The sequence below is a fragment of the Fluctibacter halophilus genome (assembly GCF_020687825.1).
Classification (GTDB): Bacteria; Pseudomonadota; Gammaproteobacteria; order Enterobacterales; family Alteromonadaceae; genus Fluctibacter; species Fluctibacter halophilus.
Window position 1 is genome coordinate 1 of the sequence record NZ_JAJEWP010000011.1, and the last position, 21,367, is coordinate 21,367.

Below are 21,367 nucleotides of genomic sequence, written 5' to 3' on the forward strand. Positions count from 1 at the left end.
TAGGGCCGTCAGTCGCAGCTACTACCAGGATTGCACCGTCCATCTGCGCAGCACCGGTGATCATGTTTTTAACATAGTCAGCGTGTCCAGGGCAGTCTACGTGCGCGTAGTGGCGGGTAGGTGTGTCGTATTCAACGTGAGAAGTTGCGATGGTGATACCACGCTCACGTTCTTCAGGGGCGTTATCGATTTGATCGAAAGCTTGTGCAGAACCACCGTAGGTCTTTGCCAGTACAGTAGTGATTGCAGCGGTCAGGGTAGTTTTACCGTGGTCAACGTGGCCAATGGTACCAACGTTAACGTGGGGTTTCGTACGTTCAAACTTTTCTTTTGCCATTTCTCTATTCCCAGCAAAGTTGTGTAAAAAAAACATTACCAATGAGCTGGGGAGAAAAGTGGTGCTGATAGGCAGATTTGAACTGCCGACCTCACCCTTACCAAGGGTGCGCTCTACCAACTGAGCTATATCAGCACTGAATGGAGCGGGCAGCGGGAATCGAACCCGCATCATCAGCTTGGAAGGCTGAGGTAATAGCCATTATACGATGCCCGCGAACCTATTCTCTGGCCACCTCATTCAAAGTGGTGGAGAGGGCTGGACTCATCATTCGACATACCAGCGTCGCTGCTTCCAAGCCAACTCCTATGCTCGGTGCTTACACACCAAACACACAGTGTATGGTGGAGGGGGCTGGATTCGAACCAGCGAAGGCTGAGCCGTCAGATTTACAGTCTGATCCCTTTGGCCACTCGGGAACCCCTCCAAGATTGATGGTGCCGGCTGCCGGAGTCGAACTGGCGACCTACTGATTACAAGTCAGTTGCTCTACCAACTGAGCTAAGCCGGCACTGCATCAAGTGGGTGCGAATTCTAGAGTAATGATTTGGGGCGTGCAAGTAGAAAAAGCAAAAAAATGTCGATTTTCGGTTCGTTTGGTCATTTTGACACCAAACGGGTTATTTAAGCGGCTTTTCGCTGCTTTTATGTGCACCATTTTGCCCTGTTCAGGGCTGTTTATTGTGGCTCAGCACCGACAAACCGACCAGTACGACGTTGTCCACCAGCATCATTTCTGCCACAGGCATGGATGCCAACAGGGATTTACCGCCACCGGAAACGATCACGCAATACTGTTCGCAACGACTTGCCAGTTGCTGGCAGGCATTTAACACCATGCCCTGCAACAGACTTAAGCAGCCCTGGCTCACACACTCGGGGGTCGAGATCCCCACCCCAAGTTCTTCAGGAAAGTGCTCGTCGGCAAACACCCGCTCCGTGTTCTGGGTCAGACTGTCGCGCATCAGCGAATAGCCCGGCCCAATCCACCCGCCCAAATGGCGGTCTTCCTGAACGAAGTCACAGGTGATCGCGGTGCCCACATCGATCACCACGACCGGCAGGGCCGTCAGGGCGCGGGCAGCGATAACCCCTAACCAGCGGTCGACGCCGAGAGTGCTGTTATCCACGTACGCGCATTGGATCCGATCCGTTGCCATCTGATTGGTGGCGACGTGCAAAGGCACTTTGAAGCGATCACATTGTTGCTCAATGGTGGTCAGCCAAGCGGCTTTACCCACAGACGCCACCCAGACACTGCAGGCCTGTTGGATCAGTGGCAGCAAAGGGTCAGCATTTGTCAGCGTCATGATATCAGTGTGGAAATTCTCATCACTGGCCCAGGCAACTTTAAGACGCGAGTTGCCAATATCGATCAATAAGGTTTTATTGCCCGCGGACACTGATTTCTCCTCCATAGCAGGGGGTGATCTGCCCGCCTTGCTCCAACAGTAACGCGCCCTGGGCATTGACACCACGACAGATCCCCTGCTGTTGACGCTGCCCACTGAGCAGAGTTACCGGCTGGTCACGAAAATAGTCCAGGGCGTGCCACTCTTCCAACAGCGGCGCGAAGCCATTGCTGGCAAACGCCTCACACACCTGCCACAAGGCCTCGATAACCCAGGCACTCAACTGATTGCGATCCACGGTTTCACCCAGGGCCTGATACAGGTCAGCCCAGGGTTGGGTTATGCCGTCGACCTCGGTAGGCATTTGCACATTCAAGCCAAGTCCAATCACGACGTCACAGGCGCCGCCCATCTGCCCTTCCACTTCAATCAGTACACCCGCCAGCTTGCGCCCCTGCCAATAGACATCATTGGGCCACTTAAGCTGTACGTCATCAATTCCCGTGCGCTTCAATGCCCGCGCCACCGCAATGCCAATGGCCAGACTCAATCCGTTCAGGCTTTGATAGCCGGCCGGAAAGCGCCAACACAAAGACACATAAAGGCTGGCACCAAACGGTGAAATCCATTGGCGCCCCTGCCGCCCTCGCCCGGCGGTTTGTGCTTCAGCCAGACAAACATGGCCCGGTTCAACCTGTGCCAACCTGTCTTTCAGGTAAGTATTGGTCGAATCGATGATGTTCAATACTTCGATGTCGGCAACGGGGGGATGACTAAGATTTTCCGTGATGGCATCCCGGTCGAGCAGTGTCAGCGCCGATGCCAGGCGGTAGCCTTTACCGGTTACCCGGAAGATATCCAGACCCAGCTCGCGCAGGGCTTTGACGTGATTGGAAATGGCTGCACGACTCAAGCCCACCAAGTGTCCCAATGCCTCACCGGAATGAAACTGGCCATCACTGAGGCACTGCAATAGCTGGGTTCGTATGGCTTCGACGTCTTTGTTCATAGCACGATTAATCCCTGTTTACCGACCAGACGCACTTCATTTTCCAGCGTGATAGCAAAGTTATCCTGTACCTGATCGCGAATGGCCCGCGCCAGGGTTAACACCTGTTCACCGGTGCCCTGCCCTTCATTGACCAACACCAGCGGCTGGTTGATGTGGCAACGCACGCCGCCACAACCTTTGCCTTTAAAACCAAGGGTATCGATCAGCCACGCTGCAGGTACTTTAACCCGGGTTTCGTCGACCGGATAATGGGGCATGGCCGGCCACTGCTGCTGCAAATGCAAATAGTGCTCGCGGGTAATCACGGGATTTTTGAAAAAACTGCCCGCATTGCCCAAACGGGCGGGGTCGGGCAATTTGCGTTGCCTGACCTCAACGACGGTATCGAAAATGTCCCGCGCCGTTGGGTCGTTCAACGCAGCCAACTCGGCATAGGCTTGTTGCGGCTGCCACTGTTTGGGCAGTTTCAGCTCGACCTGCTCAATGATGCCTTTGTCGGCCAGCTCGGTTTTAAAAATACTGTCCCGGTAGCCAAACGCACACTCCTGTGCGGATAACCGGTGCACCTCGGCGCTGTCAAACGCCCGCCAGATCACAGCATCGATGAAGCGGGCTATTTCGACACCATAGGCGCCAATGTTCTGGATCGGCGTGGCGCCGACACTGCCAGGGATCAATGCCAGGTTCTCGAGGCCGAAGATGCCGTTGCTCAGTGTCCATTCCACCAGCGAATGCCAGTTTTCGCCGGCGGCAACAGTGAGGCAATACGCGTCATGGGTCTCTTCGACGGTGATGCCGCGGGTAGCAATGCGCACCACCGTGCCCTCAAAATCTTCCACAAACACCGTGTTGCTGCCCTCGCCCAGCAACCAGAAAGGCGCACTGCCGGCATGGCGGGCAAAGGCGTGAAGTTGTGCATCATCTTCTATCACCCGCACCGCGTTGGCGTGAGCATCAAGACCAAATGTGTGAAGTTTTTGGAGGGCGTTCAAAGGATAACCGCGTTGATTTTTGGGCTATTTTAGTCTTTTTCCGGCACTTGTCCAAGACGCTGTCAGGCGCTGCGACTTCCAGAACGGCGGAACCAGCGGCGACGGTAAGGCAAACTGCCACGTACACTTTTGACTTTATTCAGCACTACGCCCAACAAAGGTGCATTGCTCTCACGTAGTCGTTGCACCGCTTCGAGCACGTCATCGGTATCCGTTTTATCCGCATCGCAAACCAGCACAATGCCATCGACCATTTTGGACAGGATCAGCATGTCGCTGTAGGCGTTAACAGCAGGCGCCTCCATGATCAGACGCTCATACAAAATACCCAACTTGGCAACAATGCTGTTTAGGCGACTCCTGGATAAATACGCCAGCGGATCAGCCGGCTTATGCCCACTGGGCATAACACTTAAGCGGGATTCTGGGTCTTTGTGTACACAACGACCAAAACTGGCTTTCTTATCCAGTAAATCGGTCAGGCCGGGATGCTCCGTCTCTAACTGATACGCGTCCCCCACCGAAGGGGAACGCAGGTCCACGTCCATCAGCATCGACTTGCCCAATTTACTGAACGAGTTGGCCAGGCTGATAGCGACACTCGACTTGCCATGTCCCTGGGTGATGCCGGTGACCGCCAGAATGCGGTTTTCGTCATCACCACTTTTGACCATCACTCGGGTACGTAGCGAGCGCATGGCTTCAGAAAACACATAGTCATGTTGGCCTTTGCTGACCACTGCACGGACCCCTTTCCTGACACCGCTCAGTTTGGGGATCTCTGCCAATATTGGCACCTCCAGACGTTTCAGCAAGCGGCGCAAACGGGTCTGTTTGTCGGAGATGGCATGCAGTGCAATCCACAAACCGGCACTGAAACCACCGGCTACCACCAGCAACACTGCCATCAACAAAGCAACCCGAGGCTTGGATGGAAAGTTAGGTACCGCAGCGGTATCCACTACGACAAAATTTTCTGTGCTACCAAGGTCCTTCATCAACTCGGTTTCCTGCAGGCGAGACAGAAACACTTCGTACATTTTCTGAGTTGATTCGACTTCTCGACGCAATTTGCCCAAGGTCAGTTCATGACGCCCAAGACTGCTGTGCTGCGCCCTCGCTTCACCAATTTGCTCCTCCAGTTCTTCGAGGCGACGCAATGCATTGACATATTGCTGTTCAATGCCGGCGATCAGTTTTTCGATCAGCGCATCCTGTTCGTTTTGCATGGTTTGAAGGTTGGTCTTGGCGGCAACGTATTTGGGATGTTTGTACTTATAGCGGTTCGACAGTTCGGCTATCACCTGCTGCTGTTGATTGATACGATTGCGAATATCCGCCAGCATGGGGTTTTGTAGTAGCCAGGACACGCCCATCAGTTGCTCGGTATTGTCGCGCACTTCACGGATCTGGATCACCGTATCCTGTACTTCGGCGATACGTTTCTCGGCAGCAAGCTTCTCGCGCATCAACGCGGCAATCTCGGTGCTGGCCAGTTCGATCTGGCTTTTCAGATCAATGATCTGATTGTCCGACAAGTAACTCTGTAAGGCTTTTTCTGCGTTATCCAGGCGCGTCTGCAGGTCAACAAGTTGATCATTCAGCCACTGCGACGTTTCACCGGCGCGCTCTCGGCTCATCGAGGTATGAAAAGCAAAAAATGCCGGACCGATATGATTCGCCACCTTGGCCGCCAGTTGCGGTGAATAAGACTCGAAGGTCACCTTAACCAGGTGTGTGTCTCCCACTCGGCTGAGTTTGAGTTTATTGGCCAATACCGATACTACATGCTCTTGTGCACTGACCTGCGCTGGCAGGGGCTTTTCCGGCAACAGCTCGTCGTAATGGGTCAGTTCGAGTTCCCGCACCACGTTGAGTAAAAACTGACGGGAACGGATAAATTCCAGGTAAGTATCCAGCTTGCCGTCGCTTTTGCCGGTCAACGCCGACACCGAGGTCGGCAAACTGAGGTTCTGGCCACTGTCACCCAGCATGATCGTACTGGTGGCCACATAGACCTTGGGTAACTGCAGAATGTGCAGGCTGCCGACGGCAAAAATAGCGGCTGTCAGGAACACAATGCGAAACTTCTTTTGCCACATGATCGACAACAGGGCCGCCATGTCGAGGGTGACCTCTTGTGCAAAATTGTCCCGCACTGCTGGCTGCATGACTAAAACAAACTCTCTCTGATTTCTATGATATCGCCCGGCAATACCGCGCTGTCTTTTTTCACCGTGGTCGGCGCTGGGTTGTCGCCGCGAAACAGCTTCCATTCGGAATTCGACGCCCGATCTTTGAGGCCGCCGGCCAATGCGATGGCTTGATCCACCGTCATTCCCAATTCAAAACCGTATGCGCCGGGGCTCTTTACCGCACCGCGAATGTAGATGGGTCGATAGCTTTTAACATCTACCGACACACTGGGTGACACCAGATAACCGTCGAAATAGGCGGCTTCCAGTTCACTGGCCAGTTGCTCCGGCTGCTTACCGATCACCACACGCTCACCGATCAGGGGAAACTTGACCCGGCCGTTCTGACCGATTTTGGTGCTGACGGTTAGATCCGGTTCGTTGTAGACAGTGATCAGTACGGTGTCACCCACACCCAGTGGGATCCCCGCCTCATCCGTCGAGGCAGCCCAACCGATTGAAGTGTAAAGCGTCAGCCAAAAACCTAGAATTCGTAGTGCCAATCCACCCTCCCGAAGGATTCTTCAAACAGCGGAAAGGACGCATCGCCCTCCCGCTCAAGCCGTCCCAGGGCCAACTCCACCCGGCTGTGATCTTTCAGGTTGACCCCCAACATCCAACTGAAGCGAGTGTCGTCCAGATCCCGGCTGATATCCGCCGCTTTGTATTCGGTATTGTGTAACTGATAGGCAAGGCCGGTCTGCCACTGCTCGCTGAACAGGTAACGCAGTGACACATCGGTGCTATCTGACAGGGTTTCATTGGCCAACTCACTGTCTGACACCGTCGACTGACGGGCCGAGCGAAGGGTGATCAACCAGTCTTCCCGGGGCGATGTTTCCAATCCAAGCTGCCAGGTAAACCCGTCGCTATCAGGCGCCGTGTCAAATTGACGTTGATAGCCCCCCAACAAAACGCGCAACAAGGTTTTTCCGGTGGGTTGCCAGGCAAAACCGGTCATTACACGCCAATGCTGACTGTCTTCACGGGTCACATCATCAAAATCATCATCGCTGTAATCGATATTGAACAGTAGCTGGGTGGCAGATGACCAGCGAAAGGCAGATTCCAGCCCAAGGTGCTTACGTGACAAGTCGAAGGCTGACGCATAGGCATTGCGATCCGCATAAGATACCTCGGTACCTTTTAGCGTCAGTGCCACATAGCGGTCGTCGGTGTCCCGTCCGTACACCAATCTTAGCGCGGCACTTGTCTGACGCTGGCGATCGGGGCTGAGCACGTCAAAGCGCAACCGTGACAACCCCTCACCAAACATCTGTTCATCCTGAATAACGCCTACCTGGCCATCCAACGCCCAGGCGTCACTGAGGTAAAAGCGCTGAGTCAACTGTGCTGCAAAGTCAATCAGGGTTTCTGCATCCTCGCCATTAGGGAGAGGATCCTGAAACGATACACGACGCAAGTCAGCAGAATAGTTGACCTGTGTAGCAACCCCTTCGCCCAGGTACACCCACTGTCCACGAGGTGCCAGTTGCAGCTGGTAGCCCGCAGTATCCTGCACCACGGTGGGATTGAGGGTTTCTTCATAGTGCACCCCTGTGGTCAGTGTATGACCAGCGGCATCCTTATCAAAGGACTCCACCGCCGCAAAGGCTGAACTACAGGTACTGCAAAGGAATAAAAGGTATCCGGTTTTTTTTATCATTGTGCTACTCAAGATTGAAAACGGCTAACCAACCAGGGCGCATTGAATACGCCTCTTCTGGTTATCGGCCAATTAATGGGTTTCTCCACAACAACATAGACTTAGCTATACCGTAAGGGGATCAGGCGACACTTTTCCCCGCTGCAGCGGAGTCAGGTTGATAGGCAAGAGGGGCATCTCGCAATAATTGAATTGCACCTGCTTCATCACCCTTGATCAGCAGAAAATTCAGTTGATCCAGCAGCATGACGACGTCAGAAAAGTCCAGCTTTAGTTCGTTAGCCCCCATGATCCGCGGGTGCTGGGTCTGGGTTTCGGCGTCATCAATCAGCAACTCTTCATACAGTTTTTCGCCAGGACGAAGGCCGGTAAACAACAAGGCGATATCCCCCTGTTTGGGATTTTCCAAGGAAATCCGGTGTCCCATCAGGTGGGCCATCTGCGTGGCTAAATCAATGATCTTCACCGGCTCGCCCATATCCAGCACATACACCTCTCCACGCTGGCTCATTGCCCCGGCCTGGATCACTAACTGCGCCGCTTCCGGTATAGTCATGAAATAGCGGGTGATGTCAGGGTGAGTGACGGTAATGGGGCCGCCGGCCTGGATCTGCTGCCGAAACAACGGCACGACCGAGCCCGATGATCCCAATACATTACCAAACCGAACAATGGCGTAACGTGTGCCTTCCTGCAATTCAGCGATACCCTGCACAAACAACTCCGCAAAGCGTTTGGTCGCTCCCATGATGTTGGTTGGGCGTACGGCTTTGTCAGTGCTGACCAGGACAAACTTTTGCACTTCAAATTCAGCCGCGATCAGGGCAACGTTGGCGGTACCGAAAATATTGTTACGTATACCGGCTGCCGGACTGCGTTCAACCATCGGAACGTGCTTATAGGCGGCGGCATGGTAGATGGTCTGTACGCGGTTTTCACCGATCACCCGGCGCAATACGTCGCTGTCCTGAATGGACGCCAGTTCAGTAACAATGCTCAGCCCTGGGTACTTGTCACGCAGTTCGGTTTCAATGTTGTAGAGGTTGAATTCGGACAATTCAAACAGGATCATTTTCGACGGCTGACACGCAGCAATCTGGCGGCACAGTTCACTGCCAATGGAGCCGCCTGCACCGGTAACCATCACAGTTTTGCCCTGTATATCCACATTGAGCAACTCTTCGATGGGGGGAACCGGCTCCCTGCCGAGCAACTCCTCAATCTTGATTTCACGTAGTTCATCGATGCGGTGCTTACCGGCAGCAATGTCCTGAATGTTCGGAATACTGAGCAACTCAATGGCGTAGGGTTCCAACTCGCGGATCAGTTCTTTACGACGAGCCTGGGAAGAGTTATTCACCGCGATCAGTACTTTTTTCACGCCATGGCGTTTGACCAGTTCTGGAATGTCCTTGCGCGCAGCGACAATCAGACCATCAATTTGTTTGCCCTGATAGGCGCGCTTGTCATCTACAAAGGCGACCGGCAATAGATCATTGCCGGCACGCAGAGACGCAGCCAGGGTCCGGCCCGTACTGGTCGCACCGTAGATAATGCACTTTTCCCGCACCCGATAGTTACTCGCTTGGGCCGTCGCCTGGATCAGTAGGCGCGGTGCCGCGATACTGAGTGTTGCGACGGTAAAGTAAATCATCGGTATCGTAGCAGGCATGAACACATCCAGCGTCCATTTGGCCACATACAGGTACAGGGTAGAGCAGCCGACAGCAATAATAATGCTATTGACCGCCTGCAGGTTGATAAAGCGGATCATGTGCCGATAGTGACCAAGCAACACCAGCAGGCTTTGGGCAAACAATACGTTTGCCAACGCAACGCCCCAGTCAATTGCAGTGAAATTCCAGGAGTCCATCCCGATGCGGATCCAGTAGGCAAACAGCAACGCAAAAAATAACGCCGCACTGTCCCACAACCACTCCAGCAACAATTTGGTTTTGGTGTGTAAGTCGAAAATGGCCCGTAGCTGGATCACTGTGATGCCATCCTCATGGTGTCTGCCAACACCGCACAGGTTTTATCGATTTCGTCGCTGCGCAGTGTCGGGTGAACCAGAAACATCAGCGACGTCTCACCCAATTCCCGCGCTACCGGCAGCGGCTGCTCGGGCCTGAATGGCGTATTATCAAATGCTTTTTCCAGATAAACCTCTGAACAAGAACCGGAAAAACACGGTACACCGTTGTCTAACAGGGTCTGCATGATGCGGTCACGATCCCAGTCGGTTTTGAGCTGCTGGGGTCGAACAAACACATAGCACTTGTACTGGGCATGTTCAATGTCAGGGGGTATCTCGGGCACTCTCAATGCAGAGCAAGTTCTCGCCGCGGTAAGGATTTTATCGGCGTTGGCCTGACGCTTTGCGGTCCAATCAGCCATTTTGGCCAACTGTAAACGGCCGACTGCTGACTGCATTTCGGTTAAGCGCCAGTTGGTACCAAAGGATTCGTGCAACCAACGAAACCCCGGTGGATGATCCCGTTCATACACCGCCTGCCAGGACTTTCCGTGATCTTTGAAACTCCACATGCGGTGCCATAATGCTTCATCGTTCGTGGTGACCATGCCACCTTCGCCGGCCGTTGTCATGATTTTGTCCTGACAAAAAGACCAGGCGCCAATGTGCCCAATGGCCCCCACCGGACGTCCTTTGTACCGTGCTCCGTGAGCCTGCGCACAATCTTCGACGACCCACAGGTCATTGGCCTCGGCCAGTGCCATGATGCCATCCATGTCACACGGCCAACCCGCCAGATGTACGCACAGGATCGCTTTGGTTTTGGCGTTGATAAGCGGGGCGATGGTCGCCGGTGTAATGTTCTGGCTGTCAGCATCCACATCGGCAAATACCGGCACTAAACCGGCCAGAACGATGGAAGATACCGACGCGAGAAACGTTCTGGAGGTGACAATCACCTCACTGCCGGCGGGCATATTCAGCGCACGCCAGGCCAAATCCAGCGCCACGGTACCGTTTGCAACCGCAATGGCATATTGGCACTGACTATAGGCAGAAAATTCTTTCTCAAACTCCCGCCCTTGTTGACCGGTCCAATAGTTCACCCGGTTGCTGGCCATCACCGCGCCGACAGCATCGATTTCATCCTGTGTATAGTCAGGCCAGGGCGAAAAAGGTCCATTTAGCATTCAGCGTTACCTCTCAGTTAAAGGGGCTTGGCAGGACAACCTGCCACCGTGCAGTCAGCATTCACATCGCGAATGACAGTGCTGCCGGCACCCACAACCCCTTGAGCACCAATCTTAATCCCCGGGATCACCGAACAACCCACCCCCATAAACGCCAGTGTGCCGACCTGCACATTGCCGGCAAGGTGGCAGCCGGGCGCGATGTGGACAAAATCACCGATATTACAGTCATGATCGACACTCGCCGATGTATTAATGATAACACCTCGTCCCAAACTGACATCGGCATTGATCACCGCACCGGGCATCACCAGTGAACCTTCACCCAGGGTGACATAAGGACTCAGTGTCGCTGCAGGGTGAACCAGCGTGGCAATCGACGCCCCCCCGGTTTTCAACATTTCATGCCATTGCTGGCGCCCGGCATTATTGCCGATAGCCACAAAAAACTCGGTATCCGGTAGTTGCCAGTTGGCAAATGCGCTTGGCGTCCCGACTACCTGCCAGGCTCCCTGGCGTTGATGGGATGGAAACCCCTGATCGAGAAACACAATCCGATCATAGCGTCCGGTTTGCTGGGCACAGTCTGCAACCACTTTACCATGGCCTCCTGCCCCCACTATCACCAACGATGTCATTATTTTGATCCTGTAAATTTACTGGTCGTCACTTCGCCCTCGCTGGCGATGTCCTGACGTTTAATCACTCGCCAGACGGTCAACCAAAGAATTTTTATGTCCAGCCAGAATGAGCGGTTTTTCACGTACCAGGTGTCGAGGGCGAACTTGTCTTCCCAACTGATGGCATTACGTCCGTTGACCTGGGCCCAACCGGTGATGCCAGGCCGAACATCGTGCCGCCTGGCCTGTTCCGGTGTGTACAATTCAAGGTATTCGACCAGCAGGGGGCGCGGACCTACGAGGCTCATATCGCCTTTAAGGACGTTCCACAACTCCGGCAACTCATCCAGACTGCTGGCACGCAAAAAGCGTCCGAGTCCCGTCATCCGTTGTTCATCCGGCAGCAGGTTTCCTTCACTATCAGTTTGGGACGTCATGGTACGAAACTTCACCATGTTAAACACCTTGCCCCGCAAGCCAGGCCGGGGCTGCACAAAGAACACCGGCCGACCAAGCTTCACCGCCACCAAAATATACAAACCAATAAAGACCGGCAGACCTAAGGTCAGGCCGAGAAATGCGACTAAGATGTCAAATCCGCGCTTCATGACGAGGCAACCCCGGTTAATACCTGTTCGAACTGCTCAGCCAATGCTGCGCGATCAAAACGCTGCTCGGCCAACTGTCGGCCGTTTTTGCCCATCCTGGCGCAGGCCTCCCGATCGTCAGCGAGCGACTGTAAACCATCGGCTATCCCAGCGGCATCGTCAGGTTGTACGGCGACACCACAATCATGCTCATTGATCATGTCAGCCAACCAACCTGGATAGTTGTTCAGCACCGGTAAACCACTGGCGATATAGTCAAAAAACTTGTTCGGTGATGTGCCGTAGTAGAACGCAGGTACATTGGCCAGCGGCATCAGCCCCACATCAGCATGTTGCAATACACTGACCAAACGATGCTTGGGCATCGCATCCCAAAACACACAATTGTCCAACCCCATGGCTTGGGCCTTTTGTTGTAAACGGGTTTTCTCCCGACCTTCCCCGATAAACAGCAGTACAATGCGCTCCTCTCCGCGCGCTTTCAATTGCTGCGCAGCATCAAGGAGAATATCCAGGCCATTCGCGACACCGTGAGCACCGGTAAAACACGCAACGAACTTATCGTCGCCAAAACCAAAATCAAATGCGGGAGCAGGTGTCCCGAACAAAGCCAAATCACAGCCATTGGGAATAAGGTGAACCGGGGTCGACGACCGCGCCCGTCCCTTTATACCATCAACGATGCCCGGGGAGAGTCCGATACAGGTATGGCTGGAGCGATATCCTGCCCACTCCAGTGCCGATAACATACTGAGCACGATAGGATTGGAAACGACGCCCATCGCTTTTGGCAACTCAGGCCATAAGTCACGGACTTCAAAAACGAACGGTTTTCTGCGCAACCAGCGGGCAACAATGCCTGGAATCGCGGCGGTTAGCGGTGTTGACGTGGCAAAAAGCACATCGTAGGGTTCGCGCAGTGCCAGTGCGATGCTGCGCAGCGCAAACTTGATAAATTGCCACGCACGGCTCAACAGGCTCTGCTGATTGGCATAGGCCAAATCAAATTCAATCACCCTGATGCCATCTACGATACCTTCGCGGCGCCCAGCAATAAACGGGGAGTTCAGACCGGTCTGGCCAACATTGTACGAACCACACACCATGGTCACATGATGCCCTTGGCTGACCATGTGGCGAGCCATTTCGTAGGAGCGGGTGCCTGTGGCTCCGTCAGGCGTGGAAAAGTGTTGATGAAAATAGAGTACGCGCATTTAAGTCCAGCGAATTATCGTTGTTATTATGCCGGCAGGCGCCTCAATACTGGCTTCCAATACCGGAACGCTTTGTTTTTTACCATAGTAACGGGAACTCAGGCCTTCCGCCAACAGAAAACGTTGCAACGGTACTGAAGCCGTCACTGCAATACGAACGTTGCCTCCGGTGACTTCCTGTCCGCTACAGATCCAATCACGGGCCGGCAAACGCCATCGCATTACTGCGTCTGACGCAACCCCTTGTACAGTGTCGATGACGGTCAGCTGACCAGGCTCAAGCAATACTTCCCGTTGATGGGACAGTTGTCTTTTGCGGTAAGCGCCATACAAACGAAAACCGTCAGATACCCTGTTGGCATCGAGCCTGTCGTAATGTAACCAATCCCCCAGTAAAAAACGTGAAATGCGCGGCATTTGAGGCTGACCATCAAATTGAATCGTATTGTGGCCTTGGGGTCCGTTGAAATACGCCATGGTTGCATCATCCGTGTTGTAACTGTAGCTGCCACCATCCGCTAGCAGGTTATCACCTTTGACCCATAAATCGAGATGCAGACAGTCCTCTTGTCCGGGGCGAAAATCAAACGCCGGTGCGCGCAGCATCACCATGGCGTCAACGTCTTTGGCAATAGCCAGGCCACCGTTTGCTAAGGTCGTCGCACCTGACTGCTGTTCTTCAGCAGGAATGGCACAACCCAGTTGATGCAGTGTCAGCAAACACAGTGGTTGCTGTGGTCCTTCCCACATCATTTGTGCAGCCAGCGCGCTGGGTAGAAAGCTTCGGTATTCGGTAAACCAGAATAACTGCAACTGTGCACCATCATTCGCGCCCCAGTTCGGCACATCGGTAGTGTGTGGTGGCAGCATTGCCAACAACCAACGACTGGCGCAACGCAACTGTTGCTGTAACGATTGCGGAAACGCACCTTGCTGCATAAACCGACGCCAGACTTCGGTCAACGTGAAGGTGTCTAGCATCAATCGATGATAATTACTCGAGTACTGGCTGAAGGTGCCATCCGGCGCGATCAAGCGCTGACTGCGCTCTGTGAGGTACGCTATCGACTGAGTTCGCCAGGCGCTGGCCCGACGGTCCTGTGGTTCAGCGTGCAACAACAGGGTTGCACCAATGTACAAAGCCGCGCCTTCGCTGGTACCGTGATTATTGTCCTGTCCTTTGGCATACCTTAACGTGCGCTCTATTCGTAGTAAGTGCTCACGTACCAACTGTAAAACGGCATCACTGGGCTGACGCTGTTCAAACAGGCACAGCGCCACTGCCAGATGCATCACCCGAATAGCGGCTTCCTGAGCACATTTCCAGTTGAGGCCCTGATTGACCGGATTGGCGGCACACCAGTCTTCCAGCCACAGGTTCATTTTGTCGATCCAGTGCTGTTCACCACTGCAGCGGTATGCCAGTGCGAAGTGCGCCAGCCAGCCCCAGCGGGATAAATCCCAAACGCCTTTGATATCACCCACCTCAGGATCAAAATCTGCCAGCGTTGACCAATGCTGTTGAGACGGTGTACAGGCTTTGCCGGTAAGCAGATTCTCAAACCAGTTTGGTACCGCTTCCGTCGATACCGGCAACCAGCCAAATGCGTTCAATGGCGGGATCGCGCTGTCCCAGCGGGGGACATCAGGCCGCGTAAAAAAGGGGCCGTCAGGACAGGGGTGAACAGGCAATACACGGGCAAACCAGCCAAACTTAAGGCATAAGCGATAATGTAATACACGCAATACATTGCCAATGCCAAGCCGATAATAGGTACGCCACTTCAGCAACATGGGTTACAACGACTCCAGAAACCTGATGACGTCCTCTACAGACGTCAACGAATCATGGCTACCGGCCACGCCTTCAGGTAGGTTTTTCAACGCTGCAAGAAAGCTTTCGCCATCCAGATGTCGATAGGTGATCACCCCTGCAGGACGCTGTACCACATCAGACGCAACCACCGGCACCCCCGCCATCAGCGCTTCAATCACCGCCACCGAATCACCGTCTTTACAAGTAGGACGAAGGTACACCGCGACTTCACTTAGCAACTGCGCAAAGTCCACCGGCTTATCCAGCCTCACCAGTGCATCTCCCCATCGTTCATCGAGTTCAGCATAAGCATTGGTCACATCGGCAAGCACCAAGGTGTAGTCTTCACGAAGGCGCTCAAGGCAAGACTCCACAAACGGTATCCCGTAGATGGGGTCACCCTCAAAACTGTCACTGTGCTGCGCGTACACCAAAGCATAGGGCTTGCTGGATGGCGGCAGCAACGGTTGCGCAGGTATCGGTGCTGAGGTTATCCCTTCTCGTAATACCGACGATGTCAGCAAGTGCGGCTTGGCTTTAAGCCGTGGACTGTTTGCCAACACATGTTGATTAAGCACAAAAACGCCGTCACAGAGCCACAGTGCCATTCGGTTCCATCGATCTTCCTGATCGAAATGCATGCCGTGGATGGTAAACACATTGCGTCTGGCCAGACACTTGCCAATCAACAGCGATAGTGCCCGTTTATAGGGATGATAGGCATGAACATGGCACCATCGATATCCTCGCAAGCGCGGCTGCGACGGCCAGAAAACACAGTTGACGCCAACCGATGCCAGCGCATCCCGCCAATTGGCAATACTTTTCGTCACGCCACCTACCGGGGGAGGCAGTTTACCCATCACATAAACATCAGCGTTCACTGCAAAGCTCCCCTGACTGTCCGGTGAGTAACGCTTCGTATTGTTCAGTGGCCTTGTCAAAGGAAAACAGGGCAACTGCCGCTTCGTGGCTATTACTTGCCATGTGTTGTAACGTTTGGGCATCGCAGGTTTGAAAATGGCGCAATGCGTCAACCATGCTGTCGGTATTATCGACGTCAAAAATCCAACCGTTTTGGTAGGTCTGCACAATACGCTGATGATCGCTGATATTCCCCAACAATAAAGGCAGCCCGGCCATCATGCCTTCCACCACCGCATTGGAAAAACCTTCCAGCCTGGATGGATGAACCAGTGCTGAGGCATGTTGATAATAACGCGCAACATCCGACTGCTCGCCAACAAACTGGAGCCGGTCAGCGATGCCTCGCTGTTCAAAACGTTGCTGAATCTCTGCAACCGCTTTTTCCACTTCGGGGATCGGAAACACCCGCCCTACCCAAATTACTGTTGGCACGTCACCAAAGGTCTCAAAGCACCTGAGCATGGCATCCGCAAAACGCTGAAAATTCTTGTAGCCAATGACTCTGGAAACCGACAAGAGGTAGGGTTTGTCAATCGGGGCTTGCCCCTGCCCTTGGGCAACGCTCGGCTCGATGCCATTGTAGACAGGCAGAAGCTTCTGTTTCATCCATGGAAACATGCTCTGCAGCTTGTCACAGTGGGCGTGGCTATTGGCCGTGATGACATCGCAATAACGGTGTAATTGCTGACGCAGGATAAACCCGAAACTGGGGCGAAAATCCTCTGCAAAGGTTGTACGATCAGAAAAAACCACCCTTGGGCGCTGTCGACGGGGGATAAGCGCAACGGCCATCTCCAGATACAGACTGGGAGATTGCATAAATGCCATCGCACCATCAAAGCGTTCCTGTTTGATCAGACGATACAAACGCCAAAAAACCGAGATGCCGAGCGAGCCTTTTTTGGGTTGCGAGACGACCGGAATATTCACCTCCCGCAACCATCCCAAAAAGTGATCATACTGCGGAAAGTAGGTGAAAAAGGTCACCTCGTGCCCACGGGCTTTGAGTCCCCTGGCAATGGTCACCAATTGACGCTGTGCGCCACCGGAACCAAGGGAATCAATGATCAACAGAATTTTTGCCATAATGATTTTTCGTTTTCGTTATTGTACGGCTTCGTTTCGTAGGTACGATTGTTGGGACTGACGTGCCGCATGGGCCAACAAGGCCATGCTCAGCCCCAGAAAAAAGTTATGAAAACGCAGCAATTCCATACCATGACTCGATACCGCGTTAATTGCAAACACCAACATATACAGAAAAACGAAACGAGCGCCGGCAGAAGCCGTTCTCAACCTGAACGCGTGCCAAAGGAAAAAAAGAATGAAAAACAAAAAGCCACTGAGGGCGAAGATGCCGGCGTCGCCGAGCTTCAGCAAATAGGTGTTGTGTACCCCTTGACCAACCCCCTTGTTGACAGATGTGCGGGCCTCTTCCATCGAATGAAGTTCGCCCAACCCGTTGCCCATGAATGGATGACGGCTGATCTTTTCCATGCCCAACTCCCACAACTCCGCGCGCCCGGACGTCAGATCGTCATCACTGACATCCCCTTGCATGGTCAACACATTGAGTAACTGGGCGATACGAACGGCTTGTTTGGGATCAAATTGCTCAATGATGTCCTGCTTGAACAGGGACAATGTCCCCCACCCTATCACCACAGTGACCAGTACATAAACGAGACTACGACCGAGGGATGGTTTTAGTCCCTGATAGGCCAAGTACACCAGCAAACATAGCATCATGCTGGTTTTAGAGAAGGTCATCACCGCCATGGCCGCCAGAAACACGATCAGTGAACGCCTCAACCATGCAGGCAACTCAAGGGACAATGCCAGCGCAATGCCGCTCACTGCGACAATGCCGGCTTCATTGGGATTGGCGAACACGCCGGTGCCGCGCCCGGAGGAGGTGACCAACGCACCGCTGATATTGATATAAGCACTGAACGGGATGAGTGCAGAAGCAATCACGATCAATACCAACACAAAACGCAACAAACGCTGTTCAGACTCAGGCCCCAACATTTTGACGTGCAAATAGACACTGACGATGATGAACGCGGTGGTCAAATAGCGCACAAAGACGGTCGCGCTAAAATCAATTCTGGATAACCCGTGAATGACCGATGCCAGCAACCCCATTCCCAGGTAAACCGTCAGAACACCAAGGTAGACCAGCAGGTATTGAGAAACTGGCGGTTTGCGCAATACAGCCCAATACCAGCCCAGTGCAGACGCCAATAACAACGGCAATGAAAATAGCTGACCGACCCCTAACATCAATACCCCAACGCCATTGAGGTTCAGAACACAAATAGCAGCGATCAGGCAAAGGGATGCATACATGGGATAATCCGCTTATTCGAACGCGTAGTGAAAGCTTTTAATATCGCGGTCGTAAAGGCTGGCTACCTTGTCGACCATTGCCGGCGTATAGGACTCTCGAAAGTCCGTTTTGCCTTTGCTTTGGTTAAGGGACGGTAGCTCTGCTTTAACAGATAGCTGCTCACAAATGTGCGCAAAGCTTTGATTTAAGGTTTCAAAACGACCCACATAATCGACACCAATTTGCTGATCGTCCAGGGTTAAATAATCGAACTGCGGCTTAAGAAAGTAGTGCTCATTGATTCGTTCAGCATTGCACCACGTCATCACAAAGGCTTCAAAATTCTGACACTTTGCAATCGACGACAGTGGCCCTCGATAAACAGGGTCACTGATTTTACACGCATAATGATAGGTGGACAGTAATCGATCCCAGGGATTACGCACGAAGGCGAAAGAAAAAAACTGTCTGAAACGTTCCGGATCTGCCTGATAGTAGGAACGCGCAGTGTGATGCCAGGGCTGCCCACCGTATAGGGCTTGCGACACGCTGGTACCCGCCGTTTTAGGAATATGAATAAACACACTGCGCGTTGCGCAATATGCCTGTGAATACAGGTTTTTGGTTTGCCGACGAGGTTCGCGCCATTGCTCTACTTTGTCTTTCACACCGAGAGGCAAAATATTGTGATAAAAAAACTTCAGCGGATTAATCAAGCAGCACCCTTAACAACATCAATGTTTTTGTTTTCATCATACTCTGCTTCGGTTGGAGTTGGGAATCTTTGCGCATGTCTCATGTCAATTATGCCGCGGATAGTACCCGGTTACGCCAGACGACACCGAAGAAAGCAACATTTTGCAGCACAATGACGATCCCCGTGGCTAACGCGGCACCTTTGATCCCGAACGATGGGATCAGTGTTGCATTCAACAACAGGTTCAGCCCACTGTTAAACAGCGTAATCCACAACACCGGACGTTCGTATCCAGACATGTTTAACAAGAGCCCAAGAGGGCCACAACACGCGTTGATCAGTTGCGAGATACCGAGCACGATCAATACATCATATGCGTCAATGAAGCTGTCACCCCACATCCCGAGCAATTGTTCACCCAGTGTCAGCACGATGATGCAACCAACACCGCTAACGATAGAAATGCCGATCGACGTGCGAATGAATGCCGTTCGAAGTGTTTGGGTTTGGGATGATGCAAACAGCGCGGAAAACTGTGGCGCGACAATCGAGCCGGCTACCACTAAAGGGAACGCCAGCAACGCCGCCAGCTTTTGCGCGGCAGAATACAACGCCAAGTCTTCTTCAGGCAGATAGTGACTGATGGATAAGGTATCGATGGACGTATTGAGTGTTGCCGAGAAGCTGACCAACAGAAACGGGAGTCCCGCTGCAAGTGTCGCCTGATTCGATAAGCCAGTTGACGTGTAGCCTCTCGTACCTCGCAGTAAGGACAGTACAGCAGCGATAGCGCCGACACCGACAGTACACAATGCAAAAAGGCCTATCGGATGTATGTTGCTCATCCAAATCGATGAGAAGTAAACCGTCAGCAAACAGATGAGCAATGCACCATTGACGCCAACGCCTTCCAGCGCATTGGCAACAATGGTACGGCCTTTTAACCGAAGCCAAGCCAACACAAACCGGATCAGGACCGCGCCAGGCAGTGCCAGCAACATATAAAACAGCGCAGTAATGACAGTCTGAGAGGGGGATGCGAGCCAACCAGAAATCAGCAGCAAGGCATAGCAACCTATCAGGGCCAGACTCAACACCATTGCCAGTCCGAGGGAGTGACGCACGTAGCCCGCTTTTACCTCGCGGTCATCAAATCTTGCCCCTTCTCTGACGACCCAAGTGTCGAGTCCGCACTTTGCCACCACCGTTAACAGGTTGAGGTGGACTACAAACAATGCGTACTGTCCGAGGTTTTCGCTGCCATATGCCCTGGCGATCAATATGCTGATCAGGAACCCGGCGATTAAACCGAAAGCCCTAACACCCAGGCTACTGACAAACTGAAAGGTGAAACTTCTCACTAAAAACCCGACAATAAAACGCTGCGACAGCGTTTTAGCATACTGACAGGTTTATAGCGGAGCAAGGGATAAGACAGGGTAATGTGAAAAGCCGGTTGTTCTAACAAGATGGCATGCTTTAAACCACGAATGAGGCTTCGGAAATCTGATTATCGATAATCGGAAATATCGATATCCTGTTTTATTACCTTTGCCGGGATCCCAACCGCGACACTGTTATCCGGTATAGAGCTCAGCACAACCGCATTGGCTCCTATGACACAGTTTCTTCCAATAGTGACAGGCCCTAACACTTTTGCTCCGGTTGCAATCATGGTGTTGTCACCAATGATTGGCACGTCTGTTTGCTTATTGGTTCCTCCAATAGTGACACCCGTACCTATATTGACGTAATTACCCAGTTTGCTGCGACCGTGGATGACAATGCCAAGTCCGCCATACCCCAGAGAGACGCCTTTACCCAGTTGCGCCCCATTCCCAATTTGGCAACCGAACAATAACCTGATGAATAGGAGATTGATCACGCTTGGTAGCACAGGCACTTTTTTACGGTGTAAAAAATTAACGACGCGAAAAATGCTGAGCAGGATTCTTCCCACGATTTTTGCTCTCTTGGAATGCGATTAACGATGGCTAACGATACTGTTGTAATGTTGACAGAATTGCAACCCACATCGTCTTAAGGAGTTGTCACACGCCGACCGGTTGCCAATGACGACGAATTTGTACTCCGGGCATCCTTTGCCCTCCCGTTCACCACTCAATGGACTACACGGATTCGCCCATTGCTTGCGTGGTTCACCCTGTACCGTCGTTCAACGCTTTCGGCGTAATTACCTATTACGCCTCATGACCTGCGGTCACCGCTTATTCACCCACGGGCCGTCGTCGCTTCGCTCCAACGTTCCAAAACGCTCCCCACGTTTTGGTCACATGAGTCCCCATATTCGAACAGCACACTCTCACATGGGGGTGAACGAAAACCGTTATGCCGGTGGCATAACGCAGTTGAGTGAACGACGCGCAGGGATGCGCGGCTGGACGTAGCACCAGGGATGGTTTGTTACCTTACA

General features: G+C 53.0%; 19 protein-coding genes and 4 tRNA genes. All 23 read right to left on the reverse strand.

Annotated features, from left to right (window positions below):
• The coding region (locus LJ739_RS18805) for a GTP-binding protein (protein WP_229163063.1) at window positions 1–337 on the reverse strand (337 nt) is incomplete at its 3' end.
• 59 nt (window positions 338–396) lie between these two features.
• Window positions 397–472 (reverse strand) — tRNA-Thr (locus LJ739_RS18810).
• A 6-nt stretch (window positions 473–478) separates the two neighbouring features.
• A tRNA-Gly gene (locus LJ739_RS18815) sits at window positions 479–553 on the reverse strand.
• A gap of 126 nt (window positions 554–679) precedes the next feature.
• Window positions 680–764: transfer RNA gene (locus tag LJ739_RS18820), tRNA-Tyr, on the reverse strand.
• Window positions 765–772: 8 nt separating this feature from the next.
• A tRNA-Thr gene (locus tag LJ739_RS18825) sits at window positions 773–848 on the reverse strand.
• 157 nt (window positions 849–1,005) lie between these two features.
• Window positions 1,006–1,740 (reverse strand): type III pantothenate kinase, encoded by a 735-nt coding sequence (locus LJ739_RS18830; protein WP_229163125.1) that lies wholly within the window; start codon window positions 1,738–1,740, stop codon window positions 1,006–1,008.
• The gene (gene birA / locus LJ739_RS18835; protein ID WP_229163127.1) at window positions 1,724–2,698 is read right to left on the reverse strand and encodes a bifunctional biotin--[acetyl-CoA-carboxylase] ligase/biotin operon repressor BirA; all 975 of its coding nucleotides are present in this window, start codon (window positions 2,696–2,698) and stop codon (window positions 1,724–1,726) included. The genes LJ739_RS18830 and birA overlap by 17 nt, the downstream gene beginning before the upstream one ends.
• Window positions 2,695–3,693 (reverse strand): UDP-N-acetylmuramate dehydrogenase, encoded by a 999-nt coding sequence (gene murB, locus LJ739_RS18840; RefSeq protein ID WP_229163129.1) that lies wholly within the window; start codon window positions 3,691–3,693, stop codon window positions 2,695–2,697. The genes birA and murB overlap by 4 nt, the downstream gene beginning before the upstream one ends.
• Window positions 3,694–3,755: 62 nt before the next feature.
• Window positions 3,756–5,852: a GumC family protein gene (locus tag LJ739_RS18845; protein WP_229163131.1), complete on the reverse strand. Its 2,097-nt coding sequence runs from the start codon at window positions 5,850–5,852 to the stop codon at window positions 3,756–3,758.
• 14 nt (window positions 5,853–5,866) lie between these two features.
• The gene (locus tag LJ739_RS18850; protein WP_229163133.1) at window positions 5,867–6,391 is read right to left on the reverse strand and encodes a polysaccharide biosynthesis/export family protein; all 525 of its coding nucleotides are present in this window, start codon (window positions 6,389–6,391) and stop codon (window positions 5,867–5,869) included.
• The gene (locus tag LJ739_RS18855) at window positions 6,373–7,554 is read right to left on the reverse strand and encodes a hypothetical protein (protein ID WP_229163135.1); all 1,182 of its coding nucleotides are present in this window, start codon (window positions 7,552–7,554) and stop codon (window positions 6,373–6,375) included. The genes LJ739_RS18850 and LJ739_RS18855 overlap by 19 nt, the downstream gene beginning before the upstream one ends.
• 121 nt (window positions 7,555–7,675) lie before the next feature.
• Window positions 7,676–9,547 carry a polysaccharide biosynthesis protein gene (locus LJ739_RS18860; protein WP_229163137.1) on the reverse strand — a complete coding sequence of 624 codons (1,872 nt, stop codon included), beginning with the start codon at window positions 9,545–9,547 and terminating at the stop codon, window positions 7,676–7,678.
• Entirely contained in the window at window positions 9,544–10,719 is a 1,176-nt protein-coding gene (locus LJ739_RS18865; protein WP_229163139.1) for a DegT/DnrJ/EryC1/StrS family aminotransferase, read from the reverse strand. The genes LJ739_RS18860 and LJ739_RS18865 overlap by 4 nt, the downstream gene beginning before the upstream one ends.
• 17 nt (window positions 10,720–10,736) lie before the next feature.
• Entirely contained in the window at window positions 10,737–11,357 is a 621-nt protein-coding gene (locus LJ739_RS18870) for an acetyltransferase (RefSeq protein ID WP_229163141.1), read from the reverse strand.
• On the reverse strand, window positions 11,357–11,947 hold the full coding sequence (locus tag LJ739_RS18875) for a sugar transferase (protein ID WP_229163143.1): 591 nt from the start codon (window positions 11,945–11,947) through the stop codon (window positions 11,357–11,359). The genes LJ739_RS18870 and LJ739_RS18875 overlap by 1 nt, the downstream gene beginning before the upstream one ends.
• Window positions 11,944–13,161: a glycosyltransferase family 4 protein gene (locus LJ739_RS18880; protein ID WP_229163145.1), complete on the reverse strand. Its 1,218-nt coding sequence runs from the start codon at window positions 13,159–13,161 to the stop codon at window positions 11,944–11,946. Before LJ739_RS18880 ends, LJ739_RS18875 begins: the two co-directional genes overlap by 4 nt.
• A complete protein-coding gene (locus tag LJ739_RS18885; protein WP_229163146.1) occupies window positions 13,162–14,955 on the reverse strand; it encodes a heparinase II/III domain-containing protein in 1,794 nt (597 codons plus the stop codon).
• A gap of 3 nt (window positions 14,956–14,958) precedes the next feature.
• A complete protein-coding gene (locus LJ739_RS18890) occupies window positions 14,959–15,861 on the reverse strand; it encodes a glycosyltransferase (protein WP_229163147.1) in 903 nt (300 codons plus the stop codon).
• Complete coding sequence (locus LJ739_RS18895; protein ID WP_229163148.1) at window positions 15,851–16,990, reverse strand: glycosyltransferase family 4 protein; 1,140 nt, start codon at window positions 16,988–16,990, stop codon at window positions 15,851–15,853. The genes LJ739_RS18890 and LJ739_RS18895 overlap by 11 nt, the downstream gene beginning before the upstream one ends.
• A gap of 18 nt (window positions 16,991–17,008) precedes the next feature.
• A complete protein-coding gene (locus tag LJ739_RS18900; RefSeq protein WP_229163151.1) occupies window positions 17,009–18,256 on the reverse strand; it encodes an O-antigen ligase family protein in 1,248 nt (415 codons plus the stop codon).
• Between the two features lie 12 nt (window positions 18,257–18,268).
• Window positions 18,269–18,952, reverse strand: a complete 684-nt coding sequence (locus LJ739_RS18905; RefSeq protein ID WP_229163153.1) for a sulfotransferase family 2 domain-containing protein — start codon at window positions 18,950–18,952, stop codon at window positions 18,269–18,271.
• 88 nt (window positions 18,953–19,040) lie between these two features.
• Window positions 19,041–20,294: an oligosaccharide flippase family protein gene (locus LJ739_RS18910; RefSeq protein WP_229163155.1), complete on the reverse strand. Its 1,254-nt coding sequence runs from the start codon at window positions 20,292–20,294 to the stop codon at window positions 19,041–19,043.
• Between the two features lie 149 nt (window positions 20,295–20,443).
• Window positions 20,444–20,893, reverse strand: coding sequence for a serine O-acetyltransferase (locus LJ739_RS18915; protein ID WP_229163157.1), 450 nt, complete (start codon window positions 20,891–20,893; stop codon window positions 20,444–20,446).
• Between the last annotated feature and the right edge of the window lie 474 nt (window positions 20,894–21,367).

Bases quoted from the DNA above. Each gene is read 5' to 3' on its own strand.
- birA (WP_229163127.1), bottom strand. From the start codon at position 2,698: ATGAACAAAGACGTCGAAGCCATACGAACCCAGCTATTGCAGTGCCTC.
- LJ739_RS18855 (WP_229163135.1), bottom strand. From the start codon at position 7,554: ATGATAAAAAAAACCGGATACCTTTTATTCCTTTGCAGTACCTGTAGT.
- LJ739_RS18865 (WP_229163139.1), bottom strand. From the start codon at position 10,719: ATGCTAAATGGACCTTTTTCGCCCTGGCCTGACTATACACAGGATGAA.
- LJ739_RS18870 (WP_229163141.1), bottom strand. From the start codon at position 11,357: ATGACATCGTTGGTGATAGTGGGGGCAGGAGGCCATGGTAAAGTGGTT.
- LJ739_RS18875 (WP_229163143.1), bottom strand. From the start codon at position 11,947: ATGAAGCGCGGATTTGACATCTTAGTCGCATTTCTCGGCCTGACCTTA.
- LJ739_RS18880 (WP_229163145.1), bottom strand. From the start codon at position 13,161: ATGCGCGTACTCTATTTTCATCAACACTTTTCCACGCCTGACGGAGCC.
- LJ739_RS18885 (WP_229163146.1), bottom strand. From the start codon at position 14,955: ATGTTGCTGAAGTGGCGTACCTATTATCGGCTTGGCATTGGCAATGTA.
- LJ739_RS18895 (WP_229163148.1), bottom strand. From the start codon at position 16,990: ATGGCAAAAATTCTGTTGATCATTGATTCCCTTGGTTCCGGTGGCGCA.
- LJ739_RS18900 (WP_229163151.1), bottom strand. From the start codon at position 18,256: ATGTATGCATCCCTTTGCCTGATCGCTGCTATTTGTGTTCTGAACCTC.